Origin of the sequence: Pseudomonas sp. LFS074 (assembly GCF_047978165.1) — a bacterium.
GTDB classification, from domain to species: domain Bacteria; phylum Pseudomonadota; class Gammaproteobacteria; order Pseudomonadales; family Pseudomonadaceae; genus Aquipseudomonas; species Aquipseudomonas putida_P.
Genome location: NZ_JBFPFV010000001.1, coordinates 1,204,376 through 1,220,478 on the forward strand (window position 1 = coordinate 1,204,376; position 16,103 = coordinate 1,220,478).

The 16,103-nt window shown below is 64.3% G+C and carries 14 protein-coding genes and 2 pseudogenes; 9 read left to right on the forward strand and 7 right to left on the reverse strand.

Annotated elements, in window-relative coordinates; genetic code table 11:
* Positions 1 to 82: 82 nt before the first annotated feature.
* On the reverse strand, positions 83 to 328 hold the full coding sequence (locus ACNQP3_RS05530; protein WP_179026978.1) for a hypothetical protein: 246 nt from the start codon (positions 326 to 328) through the stop codon (positions 83 to 85).
* Between the two features lie 109 nt (positions 329 to 437).
* On the opposite strand from ACNQP3_RS05530, the gene ACNQP3_RS05535 reads away from it, so the two are divergent.
* Positions 438 to 1,544 (forward strand): NADH:flavin oxidoreductase/NADH oxidase, encoded by a 1,107-nt coding sequence (locus ACNQP3_RS05535; protein ID WP_264316867.1) that lies wholly within the window; start codon positions 438 to 440, stop codon positions 1,542 to 1,544.
* A 69-nt stretch (positions 1,545 to 1,613) separates the two neighbouring features.
* Here the strand turns inward: ACNQP3_RS05535 and ACNQP3_RS05540 are convergent, their stop codons facing one another.
* Both ACNQP3_RS05540 and ACNQP3_RS05545 read right to left on the reverse strand, forming a co-directional pair.
* Complete coding sequence (locus ACNQP3_RS05540) at positions 1,614 to 3,038, reverse strand: gamma-aminobutyraldehyde dehydrogenase (RefSeq protein ID WP_060492689.1); 1,425 nt, start codon at positions 3,036 to 3,038, stop codon at positions 1,614 to 1,616.
* A 17-nt stretch (positions 3,039 to 3,055) separates the two neighbouring features.
* Positions 3,056 to 3,322: pseudogene (locus ACNQP3_RS05545) on the reverse strand (ABC transporter permease); the annotation flags it as partial.
* Between ACNQP3_RS05545 and rhlI the strand changes: the two are divergent.
* A complete protein-coding gene (rhlI, locus tag ACNQP3_RS05550; RefSeq protein ID WP_003138177.1) occupies positions 3,318 to 3,923 on the forward strand; it encodes an acyl-homoserine-lactone synthase in 606 nt (201 codons plus the stop codon). The pseudogene ACNQP3_RS05545 and the gene rhlI overlap by 5 nt on opposite strands.
* Here rhlI and ACNQP3_RS05555 read toward each other — a convergent pair.
* The 4 genes and pseudogenes from ACNQP3_RS05555 to ydcS form a co-directional block, all read right to left on the reverse strand.
* Positions 3,923 to 4,468, reverse strand: a pseudogene (locus ACNQP3_RS05555) (ABC transporter permease); the annotation flags it as partial. The gene rhlI and the pseudogene ACNQP3_RS05555 overlap by 1 nt on opposite strands.
* Positions 4,458 to 5,369 (reverse strand): ABC transporter permease, encoded by a 912-nt coding sequence (locus tag ACNQP3_RS05560; protein ID WP_060492688.1) that lies wholly within the window; start codon positions 5,367 to 5,369, stop codon positions 4,458 to 4,460. The pseudogene ACNQP3_RS05555 and the gene ACNQP3_RS05560, both read right to left, overlap by 11 nt.
* Before the next feature lies 1 nt (position 5,370).
* On the reverse strand, positions 5,371 to 6,402 hold the full coding sequence (locus ACNQP3_RS05565; RefSeq protein WP_041166392.1) for an ABC transporter ATP-binding protein: 1,032 nt from the start codon (positions 6,400 to 6,402) through the stop codon (positions 5,371 to 5,373).
* Positions 6,403 to 6,490: 88 nt separating this feature from the next.
* Entirely contained in the window at positions 6,491 to 7,642 is a 1,152-nt protein-coding gene (gene ydcS / locus ACNQP3_RS05570) for a putative ABC transporter substrate-binding protein YdcS (protein WP_264316868.1), read from the reverse strand.
* Between the two features lie 217 nt (positions 7,643 to 7,859).
* On the opposite strand from ydcS, the gene ACNQP3_RS05575 reads away from it, so the two are divergent.
* From ACNQP3_RS05575 to wspF, 7 genes are all read left to right on the forward strand, one after another.
* On the forward strand, positions 7,860 to 8,540 hold the full coding sequence (locus tag ACNQP3_RS05575; protein ID WP_012270781.1) for a tellurite resistance TerB family protein: 681 nt from the start codon (positions 7,860 to 7,862) through the stop codon (positions 8,538 to 8,540).
* A gap of 159 nt (positions 8,541 to 8,699) precedes the next feature.
* The gene (locus ACNQP3_RS05580) at positions 8,700 to 10,322 is read left to right on the forward strand and encodes a methyl-accepting chemotaxis protein (RefSeq protein ID WP_012270782.1); all 1,623 of its coding nucleotides are present in this window, start codon (positions 8,700 to 8,702) and stop codon (positions 10,320 to 10,322) included.
* A 5-nt stretch (positions 10,323 to 10,327) separates the two neighbouring features.
* A complete protein-coding gene (locus tag ACNQP3_RS05585; protein WP_012270783.1) occupies positions 10,328 to 10,834 on the forward strand; it encodes a chemotaxis protein CheW in 507 nt (168 codons plus the stop codon).
* Positions 10,831 to 12,105, forward strand: coding sequence for a CheR family methyltransferase (locus tag ACNQP3_RS05590; protein ID WP_264316869.1), 1,275 nt, complete (start codon positions 10,831 to 10,833; stop codon positions 12,103 to 12,105). Before ACNQP3_RS05585 ends, ACNQP3_RS05590 begins: the two co-directional genes overlap by 4 nt.
* Positions 12,102 to 12,767 (forward strand): chemotaxis protein CheW, encoded by a 666-nt coding sequence (locus ACNQP3_RS05595; protein ID WP_060492686.1) that lies wholly within the window; start codon positions 12,102 to 12,104, stop codon positions 12,765 to 12,767. The genes ACNQP3_RS05590 and ACNQP3_RS05595 overlap by 4 nt, the downstream gene beginning before the upstream one ends.
* A complete protein-coding gene (locus ACNQP3_RS05600; protein ID WP_264316870.1) occupies positions 12,764 to 15,067 on the forward strand; it encodes a hybrid sensor histidine kinase/response regulator in 2,304 nt (767 codons plus the stop codon). The genes ACNQP3_RS05595 and ACNQP3_RS05600 overlap by 4 nt, the downstream gene beginning before the upstream one ends.
* Positions 15,064 to 16,077, forward strand: coding sequence for a Wsp signal transduction system protein-glutamate methylesterase WspF (gene wspF / locus ACNQP3_RS05605; protein ID WP_012270787.1), 1,014 nt, complete (start codon positions 15,064 to 15,066; stop codon positions 16,075 to 16,077). The genes ACNQP3_RS05600 and wspF overlap by 4 nt, the downstream gene beginning before the upstream one ends.
* Positions 16,078 to 16,103 lie beyond the last annotated feature (26 nt).

The window sequence follows — 16,103 nt, forward strand, 5'->3', positions numbered from 1 at the left end:
CCGCGAACACCGGCAAAGCCGGTGCCATTCACCGCGTCACATTCTTCACGGGTAAACCCGCCCCCGGTGTCAGGTGCAACGGCTATTGACTGATCTCGGATTGTTTTTTCCGCTGCCGGTTTTGCCAGTGCATTACGCCTGCTGCGACAAACGAGGCCAAACCAAGCAGTGAGAAGAACACAATGCCTTCCACTGCTTCCCGGTTGTACGTCTCGATCACATACACCAGATCTGAGTCGTAGGGAACATCTGAAATTCCTATCAGGTATGGGCCCGCTAAAATCTGCCTTTGACCGACCGCCAGCCACCCCAAAATCCCACGGAACATCCCCCCCACCCATTCTGGTCTAGTCTGAAGTTATGACCGGACCTGGGCCAGGGACGTGCAATTGAGTGTCCGGGCCGGATCACCATTGGAGTCCTTGGGAGGTGCCCTCATGAGCCTGCTGCTTGAGCCTTACACCCTGCGTCAGCTGACCCTGCCCAACCGCATCGCCGTCTCGCCGATGTGCCAGTATTCCGCTATCGATGGCCTGGCCAACGATTGGCACCTTGTCCATTTAGGCAGCCGCGCCGTCGGTGGTGCGGGCCTGGTGATCACCGAAGCCGTGGCGGTCACCGCCGATGGCCGCATCACCGCCGAAGACCTCGGCCTGTGGGACGACACGCAGATCGCCCCGTTGCAACGCATCACTCGCTTCATCACCGCCCAAGGCGCCGTGCCCGGTATCCAGCTGGCACACGCCGGGCGCAAGGCCAGCACCTATCGCCCATGGCTGGGCAAGCAGGGTAGTGTGAAGCTCGAAGACGGCGGGTGGCAGCCGGTGGGCCCTTCGAAGATCGCCTTCGACCCGCAGCACACAGCGCCACGCGAGCTGACCGAGAACGAGATCCAGGGTGTTATCGACGCCTTCGTTGCCTCGACTGAGCGCGCCTTGAAGGCCGGTTTCAAGGTGGTGGAAATTCATGCTGCCCATGGCTACCTGTTGCACCAGTTCCTCTCGCCGCTGAGTAACCAACGCAGCGACGAGTACGGCAGCTGCTTCGAAAACCGCATCCGCCTGACCTTGCAAGTGGTGGAGGCCGTGCGCAAGGTCTGGCCGGCCGAGTTGCCATTGTTCGTGCGGGTATCGGCAACCGATTGGGTCGAAGATGGCTGGAACCCCGATGAAACCGTTGAACTGGCCCGACGTCTGCGAGGGTTGGGCGTAGACCTGATCGATGTGTCCTCTGGCGGGACCTCGGTAAACGCCGAAATCCCCACTGGCCCTGGCTATCAGACCCGCTTCGCCGAGCGCGTGCGCAAGGAATCGGAAATCGCCACCGGCACCGTGGGCATGATCACCGAACCGGCCCAGGCCGAGCATATTTTGCGCACCGGCCAGGCCGATATCATCTTCCTCGCCCGTGAACTGCTGCGCGACCCGTACTGGCCGTTGCATGCCGATGACGACCTGGGCGGCAACAAGGCGACCTGGCCTGCGCAGTACCAGCGCGCGACCAGCCGGGCCAACCCGATTCACGAGTCGGATCTGCGGGACTGATCCAGGCCTTTACGCGGTTGTTGTAGGAACGCATGCGCGCACCTACAACAACCGCGTATGTTCAGCGGGCTAGTGCTTGATCATCACATGCCGCACGCAGGTGTAATCCTCAAGCCCATACATCGACATGTCCTTCCCATACCCTGAGTGCTTCTGCCCGCCATGGGGCATTTCACTGACCAGCATGAAGTGGGTATTCACCCAAGTGCAGCCGTACTGCAAGCGCGCCGCCAGGCGGTGGGCGCGGCCTGTGTCGCGGGTCCATACCGATGAGGCCAGGCCGTAGTTGGAGTCGTTGGCCCATTCCAGCGCCTGCGCTTCATCGGTAAAGCGGGTGACCGATACCACTGGGCCGAACACTTCGTTGCGCACGATCTCGTCGTCCTGCTGGGCATCCGCCAGCACGGTCGGCTCGAAGAAGAAGCCGTCGCCGTCAATCGCCTTGCCACCGGTTACCAGGCGAATGTGCGGCTGGGCGATGGCCCGCTGCACCAAGCCTGCGACCTTGTCGCGGTGCTGGGCACTGATCAGCGGCCCCAGCTCGGTGTCCTCGGCCTCCTGCAGGCCGGGCTTGAGGCTGGCGACGGCTTCACCCAGGCGCTCGACGAAGCGTTCGTAGATGCCGTCCTGCACATACAGGCGGCAGGCAGCGGTGCAGTCCTGGCCGGCGTTGTAGAAGCCGAAGGTGCGGATGCCATCGATAGCGGCGTCGATGTCGGCGTCGTCGAACACCAGTACAGGGGCCTTGCCGCCCAGCTCCATGTGCATGCGCTTCACACTGTCGGCGGTGGCACTGATGATGTGTGCACCCGTGGGGATCGAGCCGGTCAGCGACACCATGCGCACCTTTGGATGGTTGACCAGCGGGTTGCCGACGGTCTGGCCGCGGCCAAACAGAATGTTCAGTACACCCGGTGGCAGCAGGTCCTGGGCCAGCTCGCCCAGGCGCAGGGCCGTCAGCGGGGTCATTTCGGAGGGTTTGATCACCACGGTATTGCCGGCTGCCAGGGCCGGGGCGATCTTCCAGGCCAGCATCATCAATGGGTAGTTCCACGGGGCAATCGAGGCCACCACACCCAGCGGGTCGCGACGGATCATCGAGGTGTGGCCTGGCAGGTATTCGCCGGCCGCCAAGCCGCCCAGGCAACGCGCCGCACCGGCGAAGTAGCGGAACACATCGGCAATCGCCGGGATTTCGTCGTTCAGCGCGGCGCTCAGGGGCTTGCCGCAGTTCTGAGATTCCAGCCGGGCCAGTTCATCGCCGTGGGCTTCGATGGCGTCCGCCAGCGCCAGCAAGGTTTGCGAGCGGTCTTTGGGGCTGGTTTGCGACCAGCTGTCGAAAGCCTGGTCGGCGGCGCGCACGGCGCTGTCCACCTGGGCCTCGGTGGCTTCGTTGATCTGCGCCAGGGCGGTGCCCTGCGCCGGGTCGAGCACGGTCCAGGCGGGGCCTTGGCCCGCGACCAGTTGGCCATTGATCAGCATCTGCGTTTGCATCGGGGACTCCTCCAGGGTCATTTGCCACTGCCCGCGACGCTTTCGCCGCCACGGGTCAGGTAATAGGCGCCAAGGATTGGCAGCATGGTCACCAGCATCACCAGCATGGCGACCACGTTGGTCACCGGTACGTCACGCGGGCGGCTGAGTTGGTTGAGCAGCCAGATCGGCAGCGTGCGTTCGTGGCCGGCGGTGAAGGTGGTGACGATGATTTCATCGAACGACAGGGCAAAGGCCAGCATGCCGCCGGCCAGCAGCGCCGAACCGAGGTTGGGCAGGATGATCGAATTGCTCTCTGAATCGCTGGAAGGGCTTTCCGCCGCCATGATCGCCGAGCTGGGACGCTACCGGCATCAAGTCTTCATCGAGAAGCTGGGCTGGGACGTGGTCTCCACCTCCAGGGTCCGCGACCAGGAATTCGACCAGTTCGACCATCCGCAAACCCGCTACATCGTCGCCATGGGCCGCCAGGGCATCTGCGGTTGCGCCCGCCTGCTGCCGACGACCGACGCCTACCTGCTCAAGGACGTCTTCGCCTACCTGTGCAGCGAAACCCCGCCGAGCGATCCGTCGGTCTGGGAGCTTTCGCGCTACGCCGCCAGCGCGGCGGACGATCCGCAGCTGGCGATGAAGATATTCTGGTCCAGCCTGCAATGCGGCTGGTACCTGGGGGCCAGTTCGGTGGTGGCGGTGACCACCACGGCCATGGAGCGCTATTTCGTTCGCAACGGCGTGATCCTCCAGCGCCTCGGCCCGCCGCAGAAGGTCAAGGGCGAGACGCTGGTCGCGATCAGCTTCCCGGCCTACCAGGAGCGCGGCCTGGAGATGCTGTTGCGCTACCACCCGGAATGGCTGCAGGGTGTACCGCTGTCGATGGCGGTGTGAATGATGTAGCGGAAGGTCTGCCAGCCATCGGCGCCCAGGTCCATCGACGCTTCGATCAGGCTCTGCGAGGTGCGCCGCAGGCGGGCGATCACGTTGTTGTAGACGATCACCACGCAGAACGTGGCGTGGCCGACCACGATGGTGAACACACCAGGCTCGATCCCCAAGGTCTTGAACGCCGAGAGCAGGGCGATGCCGGTGATGATGCCGGGCAGGGCGATGGGCAGGATCAGCATCAGCGAAATGCTCTCCTTGCCGAAAAAGCTGCGCCGGTACAGCGCAGCCGAGGCTAGTGTGCCCAGTACCAGCGCGATCAGCGTGGCGAGGCAGGCCACCTGCAGTGACAGCTTGATTGCCTCCAGCACATCGGGCCGGGCGAAGGCCACGCCAATCCACTTCAGGGTGAAGCCCTTGGGCGGGAAGCTGAACGCCGCGTCTTCGGTGTTGAAGGCGTACAGAAAGATGATCAGGATCGGGAAGTGCAGGAACAGCAACCCGCCCCAGGCCGCCAGGCGCAGCCCCGGTGATGCTTTTTCAGAGTGCATCGAAGGCCCCCAGGCGCTTGACGATGGACAGGTACACCGCGATTAGCACGATGGGCACCAAGGTGAACGCGGCAGCCATCGGCATGTTGCCAATCGCCCCCTGCTGGGCATAGACCATGCTGCCGATGAAGTAACCGGGTGGGCCGACCAGTTGCGGCACGATGAAGTCGCCCAGGGTGAGCGAGAAGGTAAAGATCGAGCCGGCGGCGATGCCGGGGATAGATAACGGCAGGATCACCTGCACGAACGTTTGCCCCGGCCGTGCGCCGAGGTCGGCCGAAGCTTGCAGCAGCGACGGTGGCAAGCGCTCCAGCGAGGCCTGGATGGGCAGGATCATGAACGGCAGCCAGATGTACACGAACACCAGAAAGCGCCCCAGGTGCGAGGTCGACAGCGTGCTGCCGCCCACGCCCGGCACCGCCAACACCGCCTGCAGCAGGGCATCCAGGTGCAACAACTGGACGAACCACTGGGCCACGCCGCCCTTGGCCAACAGCAGGGTCCAGGCATAGGTTTTGACGATATAGCTGGCCCACATCGGCATCATCACCGCGATGTAGAAAAATGCCTTGGTCTTGCCGCTGGTATAGCGCGCCATGTAGTAGGCGATGGGGAAGGCCAGCACCGCACTGGCCAGCGACACCGCCACTGCCATGCCCAGGGTGCGCAGGATGATGTCGAAGTTCGACGGGTTGAACAGCGCGGCGAAGTTGCCCAGGGTCAGGTCCGGGGTCACCGCCATGGTGAAATCGTCGAAGGTATAGAAACCCTGCCACAGCAGGTTCAGCAGCGAGCCCAGGTAGATTGCGCCGAACCAGGTCAGCGGCGGTATCAATAGCAGTGCCAGGTACAGGTTGGGGCGCCGGTACAGCAGGTTGGACAGGCCGCGCAGTGTGCTCATGTCAGCGGCCCTCGGTTTCCTGCAGCACCGTCATTGCCTCGCGGGGCCAGTGCGCCTGCAGCCGCTGCCCGGTCTGCCAGGCCTGTGCCTGTGCCTGCCAGCGGTCGTTGGCCTGGCTTACCGCCAGCAGTTGGCCGTTGTCCAATTGCAGCTCGTAGCGGGTGGCGCTGCCCTGGTACTGGATATCGCGCAACAGGCCGCTTACCTGCACTTCGTGGCTGGTGACCACAAGGTCGCCCAGGCGGATGTGCTCGGGACGGATGGAGAAGGGGGCCGGGCTGCCGTTGAGCTGCATGGCCAGCTCGCCACGTACCACGTTGGAGGTGCCGACGAATTCGGCGACGAAGGTGGTGGCGGGCTTCATGTACAGATTGCGCGGGGTGTCGACCTGTTCGATGCGGCCACGGTTGAACACCGCGACCCGGTCGGACATCGACAGCGCTTCGGTCTGGTCGTGGGTGACGAAGATGAAGGTGATGCCCAGCTGGCGTTGCAGCTTTTTCAGCTCCCCTTGCATCTGTTCGCGCAACTTCAGGTCCAGTGCGCCCAGCGGCTCGTCCAGCAGCAGCACGCGCGGCCGGTTGACCAGTGCACGGGCCAGGGCCACACGCTGGCGCTGGCCGCCAGACAGTTGCGCTGGTTTGCGCGTGCCGTAGCCGGCCAGGGCCACCATGGCCAGGGCTTCTTCGGCGCGACTATGGCGTTCGGCCTTGGCCACGCCCTTTACCTTCAGGCCATAGGCGATGTTGTCCAACACGTTCATGTGCGGGAACAGTGCGTAGTCCTGGAACACGGTGTTGACGTCACGTTGGTAGGGCGGCATGCCAGCGGCCTCCACCCCGTGGATGCGGATTGAACCGCTGGAGGGTTGTTCGAAGCCGGCGATCAGGCGCAGGCAAGTGGTCTTGCCCGAGCCGGAAGGGCCAAGCATGGAGAAGAACTCGCCATCGATGATATCGATGCTGACCTGGTCGACGGCCTTGACCTCGCCGAAGGTGCGGGAAACCTGGGTGAACTGGACGGCTAGGGGCATGCGTGGGCTCCGGGCAATGGGCTTGCTCCTGATCCTGCCTTTGCGCGGGTAAACCCGCGAAAAGGCAGGATCAGGCATTCAGGCAACCTCAGCGCCCACCCATGATTGCAATGTAGTCCTGGGTCCAGCGGCTATACGGCACGAACTTGCCGCCCTGGGCCTGTGGGGTTTTCCAGAAGGCAATCTTGTCGAAATTGTCGAAGCCATTGGTCTTGCAGCCCTCGGCGCCCAGCAATTGGCTGCCTGTACAGGCAGCCGGCACCGCCGGCAACGAGCCGAACCAGGCCGCCACGTCGCCCTGCACCTTCGGCTGCAGCGACCAGTCCATCCACTTGTAGGCGCAGTTGGGGTGCTTGGCCTCGGCGTGCAGCATGGTGGTGTCGGCCCAGCCGGTCGCACCCTCCTTGGGAATGGTCGAGGCCACTGGCTGGTTCTCGGCCTTCAGGCCATTGACCATGTAGCCCCATGAACTGGAGGCGACCACGCCTTCGTTCTTCACGTCGCTCATCTGCACCGTGGCGTCATGCCAGTAGCGGTGGATCAGCGGTTGCTGCTGGCGCAGCAGTTCCAGCACGGCCTTGTATTGCTCCTCGTTCAGTTCGTACGGGTCCTTGATACCCAGTTCGGGCTTGGCCGACTTCAAGTACAGGGCGGCGTCGGCGATGTAGATCGGCCCGTCATAGGCTTGCACGCGCCCCTTGTTCGGTTTGCCGTCAGGCAGCTCCTGCGGCTGGAACACAACGCTCCAGCTGGTTGGCGCCTGCTTGAAGGTATTGGTGTTGTACAGCAGCACGTTCGGCCCCCATTGATACGGGGTGCCATACACTTGCTTGTCGACCACGTACCAGCCGCCGTTCTGCAGGCGTGGGTCGATGTTTTTCCAGTTGGGGATCAAGGCGGTGTTGATCGGCTGTACGCGCTTGCCGACGATCAGCCGCAGCGAGGCGTCGCCCGAGGCGGTCACCAGGTCATAGCCGCCCTTGGTCATCAGGCTGACCATTTCGTCCGAGGTGGCGGCGGTTTTCACGCTGACCTTGCAGCCGGTTTCCTTCTCGAAACCGGTCACCCAGTCGTAGGCCTTGTCGCTTTCACCGCGCTCGATGTAGCCGGGCCAGGCGACGATGTCCAGGCGCCCCTCACCGGCCCCCAGGGCCTTGGGCGGTTCGGCGGCCTGCAGGCTGGCGCTGGCCAGCACGGCGCCAGTCATGGCGCCGAGCAATGCGGTCTTGTGCACTGACATGGTGTTCCCTCTTCTTGGCGATCTTGTTCGGGGCAGTCATCAAGCAAGCGGTGAAGCAATCGTTATAAGCGTAGTGCGCGGGTGCGAGGTATTGGCGATATCGAGTCTAGTTGGCTTTTTGCCAGCTAACGCAACATCCGGAAGCAAATCCCTGCATGGCGTGTGCTGCGCCAAGCCTTACTCTGGCGCTTGAATCTTCTTACGTGGAGACACGCGCATGAATACTCGGGGTTTGCTTGATCAGCTCCTCAAGTCCGGCCAGCAATTGCTTGAAAAACAAGGCGGCGCCAACAAGCCTGGCGGCGCGTCAGGCGGGCTTGGCGGGCTGTTGTCTGGAGCAGGCGGCGGCCTGTTGGGTGGGGGGGCGCTGGGCTTGTTGCTGGGGAACAAGAAGGCGCGCAAGTACGGCGGCAAGGCTCTGACTTACGGTGGCTTGGCCGCGCTGGGCGTGTTGGCCTACAAAGCTTACGGCAACTGGCAGGCCAATCAGCGGGTAGCTGCAAGCGAGCCGCAAACCGTCGACCGCCTGCCGCCGGCCCAGGTCGAGCAGCACAGCCAGGCGGTGCTGAGGGCGCTGGTGGCAGCGGCCAAGTCCGATGGCCATATCGACGAGCGCGAGCGGGCGTTGATCGAGGGCGAGTTCACCCGCCTGGACAGCGACCGCGAATTGCAGCACTGGCTGCATGCCGAGTTGAACAAGCCGCTGGACCCGGCTGAAGTGGCCCGCGCCGCGCAAACGCCGGAGATGGCTGCCGAGATGTACCTGGCCAGCGTGATGATGGTCGACGAGGAAAACTTCATGGAGCGGGCCTACCTGGACGAGCTGGCCCGTCAGTTGCGCCTGGACCCAGGCTTGCGCCAGGCGCTGGATAGCCAGGCGCGGCTTGCCGCAGGTTAGTGATCGGGGCCGCGCAGCGGCCCCAATTGCCTTTGCCCAAATGGCGTGTCCATCAGCACTGCTGCCTGTTTACCCTTCACTTCACCCGCAAAACCGTAAGGCCTCTAGGCTATACTTCGGCGATTTTTCCCGCTCGTTGTGAATTCCTGAGGGCTGAATGTGAAAAACTGGACCTTGCGCCAACGGATCCTGGCAAGTTTCGCCGTGATCATCGCCATCATGCTGCTGATGATCGTGGCCGCCTATTCGCGGTTGGTGACCATCGAAACCGCCGAAGAGGCGGTAGGGACCGACAGCATTCCCGGGGTCTACTACAGCTCGATGATCCGCAGCGCCTGGGTCGATAGCTACGTCACCAGCCAGCAACTGGTGGGCCTGTCCAACCACCGTGAAATCACTTCGGCCGACATGGAGCTGTTCAAAAGCTTCGAAGACCGGCTCAAGCAACACATGGCCAGCTACCAGGCCACCATCCAGGACAAGGATGATCAAACCCGCTTCGACAACTTCGTGCAGTTGGAAGAGGGCTACCTGAAGATCGTCAACCAGGTGCTGGATACTTACCGCCAGCACAACTACGCCGAAGCCGAACGGCTGATCATCGAAGTGCTGACCCCGGCCTGGGTAGATGGGCGCAAGCACTTGAATGAAGTGATCGAGAACAACCGGGCATCAGCCGACGCCGCCACCAACGAGATCGTCAGCGCCGTGAGCACGGCCAAGGGCAGCATGGTCGTTTCGCTGCTGCTGGCAATCGTTGCCGCTGGCATCTGCGGCTTGCTGCTGATGCGCGCCATCACCGCGCCCATGCAACGTATCGTGCATGCCCTCGACAAGCTGCGCTCGGGCGACCTGAGCATGCGCCTGAGCCTGGACCGCAAGGACGAGTTCGGTGCCATCGAAAGCGGTTTCAACGAGATGGCCGAAGCACTGGCCAACCTGGTAGCCCAGGCGCAACGTTCGTCGGTGCAGGTGACCACCTCGGTTACCGAAATTGCCGCCACGTCCAAGCAACAGCAGGCCACCGCCACCGAAACGGCCGCCACCACCACCGAAATCGGCGCCACCTCGCGAGAAATCGCCGCCACTTCGCGCGACCTGGTGCGCACCATGACCGAAGTGACGACCGCCGCTGACCAGGCTTCCAGCCTGGCAGGCTCCGGGCAGCAGGGCCTGGCGCGCATGGAAGAGACCATGCACCAGGTGATGGGCGCAGCCGATCTGGTCAACGCCAAGCTTGGCATCCTCAACGAGAAAGCCAGCAACATCACCCAGATGGTGGTCACCATCGTCAAGGTTGCCGACCAGACCAACCTGCTGTCGCTCAACGCCGCCATCGAGGCAGAAAAGGCCGGCGAATATGGTCGCGGCTTTGCCGTGGTCGCCACCGAAGTGCGCCGCCTGGCCGACCAGACCGCCGTCGCCACCTACGACATCGAGCAGATGGTGCGCGAGATCCAGTCGGCCGTGTCGGCTGGGGTCATGGGCATGGACAAGTTCTCCGAAGAAGTGCGCCGCGGCATGTTCGAAGTACAACAGGTGGGCGAGCAGCTCAGCCAGATCATCCACCAGGTGCAGGCCCTGGCACCGCGCGTGCTGATGGTCAACGAAGGCATGCAGGCCCAGGCCACCGGTGCCGAGCAGATCAACCAGGCGCTGGCCCAGCTCAGCGATGCCAGCACCCAGACCGTCGAGTCGCTGCGCCAGGCCAGTTTTGCCATCGATGAGCTAAGCCAGGTGGCCGCGGGCCTGCGTGGCGGCGTGTCGCGCTTCAAAGTCTGACCGCGATGAACGACTTGCAACCGCGCCCCGCGCGGGCGAAAAACGCCAAGGGGGCGTTGTACCTGCAGTTTCGCATCAGGGCGCAGCGTTTTGCCCTGAGCGTGCACGAGGTGATCGAGGTGTTGCCGCGTCAGCCGCTCAAGCCGATTGCCCAGGCACCTGCCTGGGTCGCCGGTATCCTCGCTCATCGTGGCCAGCTGGTGCCGGTGATCGACCTTGCCGCGCTGAGCTTTGGCCAGCCAGCGGCGCAGCGCACCAGCACCCGCCTGGTGTTGGTGCACTACCGTGGCAGCCTGCAGCTTGGTTTGATTCTGGAGCAGGCCACCGAAACCCTGCGTTGCCAACCCGACGAGTTTCAGCCCTATGGGGTGGACACCGGCGATGCGCCTTATCTGGGCCCGGTGCGCCAGGATGCCCAGGGCATGCTGCAGCGCATCGAAGTCAATGACCTGCTGCCCGACGCTGTGCACGAATTGCTGTACACGCAAGACCCGACAGGGATGCCTACATGAACGAACAGCGTTTCTTCCGCTTCTTGCGCGAGCGCATTGGCCTGGACGTGGAGTCGGTGGGCGCGCCCATGGTCGAGCGCGCACTGCGCCAGCGCTGCGTGGCTGCAGGCGCGATGGACCTGGACGATTACTGGCTGCGCCTGCAGCAGTCGGCGGATGAGCAACAGGCGCTGATCGAAGCGGTGATCGTCCCGGAAACCTGGTTTTTCCGTTACCCCGAATCCTTCACTGCGCTGGCCAGCCTGGCCCATAAACGCCTGGCCCAGCTGGCGGGTGCACGCCCATTGCGCCTGCTCAGCCTGCCGTGCTCGACCGGCGAGGAGCCGTATTCGCTGGCCATGGCCTTGCTCGACGCTGGCATCGCGCCAGGGGCATTGCTGATTGATGCTATGGACATCAGCCCCAGTTCGGTAGCCAAGGCAAGGCTGGCCGTGTATGGGCGCAATGCCTTTCGTGGCAGCGAACTGGGCTTTCGTGAGCGCTACTTCGATGCCCTCGACGAAGGCCATCGCCTGCATGAACGGGTACGCCAGCAAGTCAGCCTGCAGGTGGGCAACGTGCTTGACCCGGCGTTGGCCAGCCGCGATGGCCTGTATGACTTCGTGTTCTGTCGCAACCTGTTGATTTATTTCGACGTGCCGACCCAGCAGCGTGTGTTCGAGGTGCTCAAACGCCTGCTGCATCTGCAGGGTGTGCTGTTCATCGGCCCGGCCGAGGGCAGCTTGCTGGCACGCCTGGGCATGCGTCCGCTGGGGATCCCCCAGTCGTTTGCCTATGTGCGTCAGGAAGGCGACAGCGCCCCGATGGACGTGGTACCCGCCCAACCGGTGAAGCGAACGTTGGCGACGTTGCCCACAGCGGGGTATCCACCGCCCAGCGCGCCGTTGCCACCGCCGCTGCGAGTGTTGCCTGTGGCGGCCAGGCCGGCGCCGGCCCGCGAGCACAAGCACGAGGGGGCCAGTGAGTTGCTGGCCAGCATTGCCCGCCTGGCCAATGCCGGTGCCAGCGAGCAGGCCCGGGGCGAGTGCCAGCGCTACCTGGGCCAGTACCCGCCGTCGGCGCAGGTGTACTACTGGCTGGGGCTGCTCAGTGATACCGAAGGCGATGCGCAGCAGGCGCTGACCCACTACCGCAAGGCCCTGTACCTGGAACCACAGCACCCCGAGGCGCTGGTGCACCTGGCGGCCTTGCTGGCGGCCCAGGGTGACCTGGCCGGTGCCCGGCGCCTGCAGGAACGGGCGGCGCGGGCTGGCCGGGAGTCTGAACGATGAACAGTGAATCCGCGATGCAGTTGCTGGCCGAGGATGACGCGCACATCGACGACTGCTGGAACCGCATTGGCGTGCATGGCGACAAGCAGTGCCCGCTGCTGGAGCAGCATGTTCATTGCCGCAATTGCGAGGTGTATGCCGCCGCGGCCACGCGTTTGCTCGACCGCTATGCGCTGATGCAGGACCACCAGGCTGCAGTAGCGCAGCCGGTCGAAGAAAACACCGGCCGCTCCATGCTGCTGTTCCGCCTGGGCGAAGAGTGGCTGGCGCTGGCTACCGCCTGCCTGGCCGAGATCGCCCCGTTGCAGGCGGTGCATTCGCTGCCGCATCAGCGCTCGCGGCTGCTGCAGGGGGTTGCCAATGTGCGCGGTGCGTTGGTGCCGTGCCTGTCACTGGCTGACTTGCTGGGTGTGCAAGCCGGTACCGCCGAGCAGCGTGGCGGCCGGGCGATGCCACGCATGCTGATTCTGGCCGCCGAAGGTGGGCCGGTGGTGATGGCCGTCGAGGAAATCGACGGTATTCACCGGCTCGACCCACTGTTGCTTGGCAGCGGCCAGGACGCCACACGCTTCACCGCCGCAGTCCTGCAGTGGCGCGGCCGCAGTGTGCGGGTGCTGGACGATCAACACTTACTGTCTGCCGTGCAGCGGAGCTTGTCATGACCCCAGAGCAAATGCGCGACGCATCGTTGCTCGAACTGTTCAGCCTAGAGGCCGAGGCGCAGACCCAGGTGCTCAGTGCCGGCCTGATGGCATTGGAGCGCAATCCCACCCAGGCCGACCAGCTCGAGGCCTGCATGCGCGCCGCCCACTCGCTCAAGGGGGCCGCGCGCATCGTCGGGGTGGATGCGGGCGTCAGTGTCGCCCATGTCATGGAGGATTGCCTGGTAGCGGCCCAGGAAGGCCGTCTGCGGCTGACCGCCGAGCATATCGATGCACTCTTGCAAGGCACCGACCTGCTGATGCGCATCGCCACGCCAGGCGATGCCGGCGCGCAGGCGACCTTGCCGGTGTTTCTTGCGCAAATGGCCAACCTGCTTGACCCAGGCGCTGCTGCCATTCCTGCGGCGCCGTTGGTGGCACCCGTGCTGCCGGAGCCACCCCCGGCAACCCCGACGTCGGCCCCGTTGGTGGTGCCAGCCGAACCGCCGGAACCAGAGCCCGAGCCCCAGCCGGCCCTGCGGCGCAAGGCCGGCAAGCGCGCCGGGGAAGGTGCCGAGCGGGTACTGCGTGTTACCGCCGACCGCCTCAATAGCCTGCTCGACCTGTCCAGCAAGTCGCTGGTGGAAACCCAGCGGCTCAAGCCTTACCTGGCCACCCTGCAGCGCCTCAAACGCATGCACGGCCAAGGCATGCAGGCGCTCGATGGCTTGCGTATGCAGCTGGAAGACAGTGGCCAGCGCAGCGAGGTGCTCGAAGCCCTGGCGCAAACCCAGCGCCTGCTGGCGGAAACCCAGCAGATCCTGCAGCAACAGGCTGCGGACCTGGACGAATTCGGCTGGCAGGCCAGCCAGCGTGCACAATTACTGTATGACACGGCTCTGGCTTGCCGAATGCGGCCGTTTGCCGACGTGCTGACTGGGCAGAGCCGCATGGTCCGTGACCTGGGCCGCTCGCTGGGCAAACCGGTGCGCTTGGTGGTGGAAGGGGAGAAAACCCAGGTCGACCGCGATGTGCTGGAAAAACTCGAAGCACCGCTGACCCACTTGTTGCGCAATGCCGTCGACCACGGCATCGAACTGCCCGAGCGGCGCCTGCTGGCGGCCAAGCCGGACGAGGGGGAGATCCGCCTGAGGGCGTCGCACCAGGCCGGCATGCTCAGCCTGGAGCTGATCGACGATGGCGCCGGCATCGACCTGGAGCGCTTGCGCAGCAACATCGTCGAGCGTGCCCTGTCGCCGGCCGACACGGTGGCGCGGATGAGTGAAGCGGAGCTGCTGACGTTCCTGTTCCTGCCCGGTTTCAGCCTGCGCGACAAGGTTACCGAAGTGTCCGGGCGCGGCGTGGGGCTGGATGCGGTGCAGCACATGATCCGCGAGCTGCGCGGCTCGATCGAGCTGACTCAGGTGGCGGGGCAGGGGTGTCGCTTCCATCTGCAGGTGCCACTGACCCTGTCGGTGGTGCGCAGCCTGGTGGTCGAGGTGGGCGGTGAGGCTTACGCTTTCCCGCTGGCCCATATCGAACGCACGCTGGAAGTGACCGCCGAACAGATCGTGCAGATCGAAGGGCGTCAGCACTTCTGGCACGAAGGCCGGCATATTGGCCTGGTGGCCGCCAGCCAGTTGCTCAACCGCCCGGCCGGGCAAAGCGACGAAGCCAGCCTGCGGGTGGTGGTGATCCGTGAGCGCGAGCAGCTGTACGGCGTGGCCGTGGAGCGGCTGGTGGGCGAACGGGTGCTGGTGGTGATGCCCCTCGACCCACGGCTGGGCAAGGTACAGGACATTTCCTCCGGTGCCTTGCTCGATGATGGCTCGGTGGTGCTGATCGTCGATGTCGAAGACTTGCTGCGGTCGGTGGAAAAACTGCTCAGCACCGGTAGCCTGGAGCGCATCGAGCGCGGCAGCAGCGGTGCCCGTGGGGTGGCCCGCAAGCGCATCCTGGTGGTCGACGATTCGCTGACCGTGCGCGAACTGCAGCGCAAGCTGTTGGGTAACCGTGGCTACGACGTGGCAGTGGCAGTCGATGGCATGGACGGCTGGAACGCCCTGCGCGGTGAGGACTTCGATTTGCTGATCACCGACATCGACATGCCGCGCATGGACGGCATCGAGCTGGTCACCCTGGTGCGTCGCGACCAGCGGCTGCAGTCGTTGCCGGTGATGGTGGTGTCCTACAAAGACCGTGAGGAAGACCGACGGCGTGGTCTGGATGCTGGCGCGGACTACTATTTGGCGAAAGCCAGTTTCCACGACGATGCGTTGCTGGATGCTGTAGTCGAGCTGATCGGAGGTGCTCAGGGATGAAGATCGCCATCGTCAATGACATGCCCATGGCCGTGGAGGCGTTACGCCGGGCAGTGGCCTTCGAGCCCGCGCACCAGGTGGTGTGGGTGGCCAGCAATGGTGCCGAGGCGGTGCAGCGCTGCTGCGAACAACTGCCCGACCTGATTCTCATGGACCTGATCATGCCGGTGATGGACGGTGTCGAGGCGACCCGGCGGATCATGGCCGAAACCCCGTGCGCCATCGTCATCGTCACGGTCGACCGCAAGCAAAACGTGCACCGGGTGTTCGAGGCGATGGGCCATGGCGCTCTCGATGTGGTCGACACCCCGGCGTTGGGTGCTGGCGATGCCCGCGAAGCGGCGGCCCCCCTGCTGCGCAAAATCCTCAATATCGGCTGGCTGGTCGGTCAGCAGCGTGCCCCAGCCGCAAGGCCGGTAGCCGCTCCGCTGCGCGAGGCTTCGCAGCGTCGCGGGCTGGTGGCAATTGGCTCGTCGGCGGGCGGCCCGGCGGCGCTCGAAGTGTTGCTCAAGAGCTTGCCGGCAGCGTTTCCGGCGGCCGTCGTGCTGGTCCAGCATGTGGACCAGGTGTTTGCCGCAGGCATGGCCGAATGGCTCAGCAGCGCAGCCGGCCTGCCGGTGCGCCTGGCCCGTGAAGGTGAACCGCCGCAGCCAGGGCAGGTGTTGCTGGCGGGGACCAACCACCACATTCGCCTGCTACAGAACGGCCAACTGGCCTACACTGCCGAGCCTGTCAATGAAATCTACCGGCCCTCGATCGATGTGTTCTTCGAGAGTGTGGCACGTTACTGGAATGGTGATGCCGTGGGCGTGCTGCTCACCGGCATGGGCCGTGACGGTGCCCAAGGCCTGAAGCTGATGCGTCAGCAGGGCTTTTTGACCATTGCCCAGGACCAGGCCAGCAGCGCGGTGTACGGCATGCCCAAAGCTGCTGCGGCCATTGATGCCGCAGTGGAAATTCGCCCGCTGGAACGCATAGCCGGGCGCTTGACGGACTTTTTCGCAAAATGACGAAACGTATTGAATCACGCCGCAAG

Bases quoted from the DNA above. Each gene is read 5' to 3' on its own strand.
- ACNQP3_RS05530 (WP_179026978.1), bottom strand. From the start codon at position 328: ATGTTCCGTGGGATTTTGGGGTGGCTGGCGGTCGGTCAAAGGCAGATT.
- ACNQP3_RS05535 (WP_264316867.1), top strand. From the start codon at position 438: ATGAGCCTGCTGCTTGAGCCTTACACCCTGCGTCAGCTGACCCTGCCC.
- ACNQP3_RS05540 (WP_060492689.1), bottom strand. From the start codon at position 3,038: ATGCAAACGCAGATGCTGATCAATGGCCAACTGGTCGCGGGCCAAGGC.
- rhlI (WP_003138177.1), top strand. From the start codon at position 3,318: ATGATCGAATTGCTCTCTGAATCGCTGGAAGGGCTTTCCGCCGCCATG.
- ACNQP3_RS05560 (WP_060492688.1), bottom strand. From the start codon at position 5,369: ATGAGCACACTGCGCGGCCTGTCCAACCTGCTGTACCGGCGCCCCAAC.
- ACNQP3_RS05565 (WP_041166392.1), bottom strand. From the start codon at position 6,402: ATGCCCCTAGCCGTCCAGTTCACCCAGGTTTCCCGCACCTTCGGCGAG.
- ydcS (WP_264316868.1), bottom strand. From the start codon at position 7,642: ATGTCAGTGCACAAGACCGCATTGCTCGGCGCCATGACTGGCGCCGTG.
- ACNQP3_RS05575 (WP_012270781.1), top strand. From the start codon at position 7,860: ATGAATACTCGGGGTTTGCTTGATCAGCTCCTCAAGTCCGGCCAGCAA.
- ACNQP3_RS05585 (WP_012270783.1), top strand. From the start codon at position 10,328: ATGAACGACTTGCAACCGCGCCCCGCGCGGGCGAAAAACGCCAAGGGG.
- ACNQP3_RS05590 (WP_264316869.1), top strand. From the start codon at position 10,831: ATGAACGAACAGCGTTTCTTCCGCTTCTTGCGCGAGCGCATTGGCCTG.
- ACNQP3_RS05595 (WP_060492686.1), top strand. From the start codon at position 12,102: ATGAACAGTGAATCCGCGATGCAGTTGCTGGCCGAGGATGACGCGCAC.
- ACNQP3_RS05600 (WP_264316870.1), top strand. From the start codon at position 12,764: ATGACCCCAGAGCAAATGCGCGACGCATCGTTGCTCGAACTGTTCAGC.
- wspF (WP_012270787.1), top strand. From the start codon at position 15,064: ATGAAGATCGCCATCGTCAATGACATGCCCATGGCCGTGGAGGCGTTA.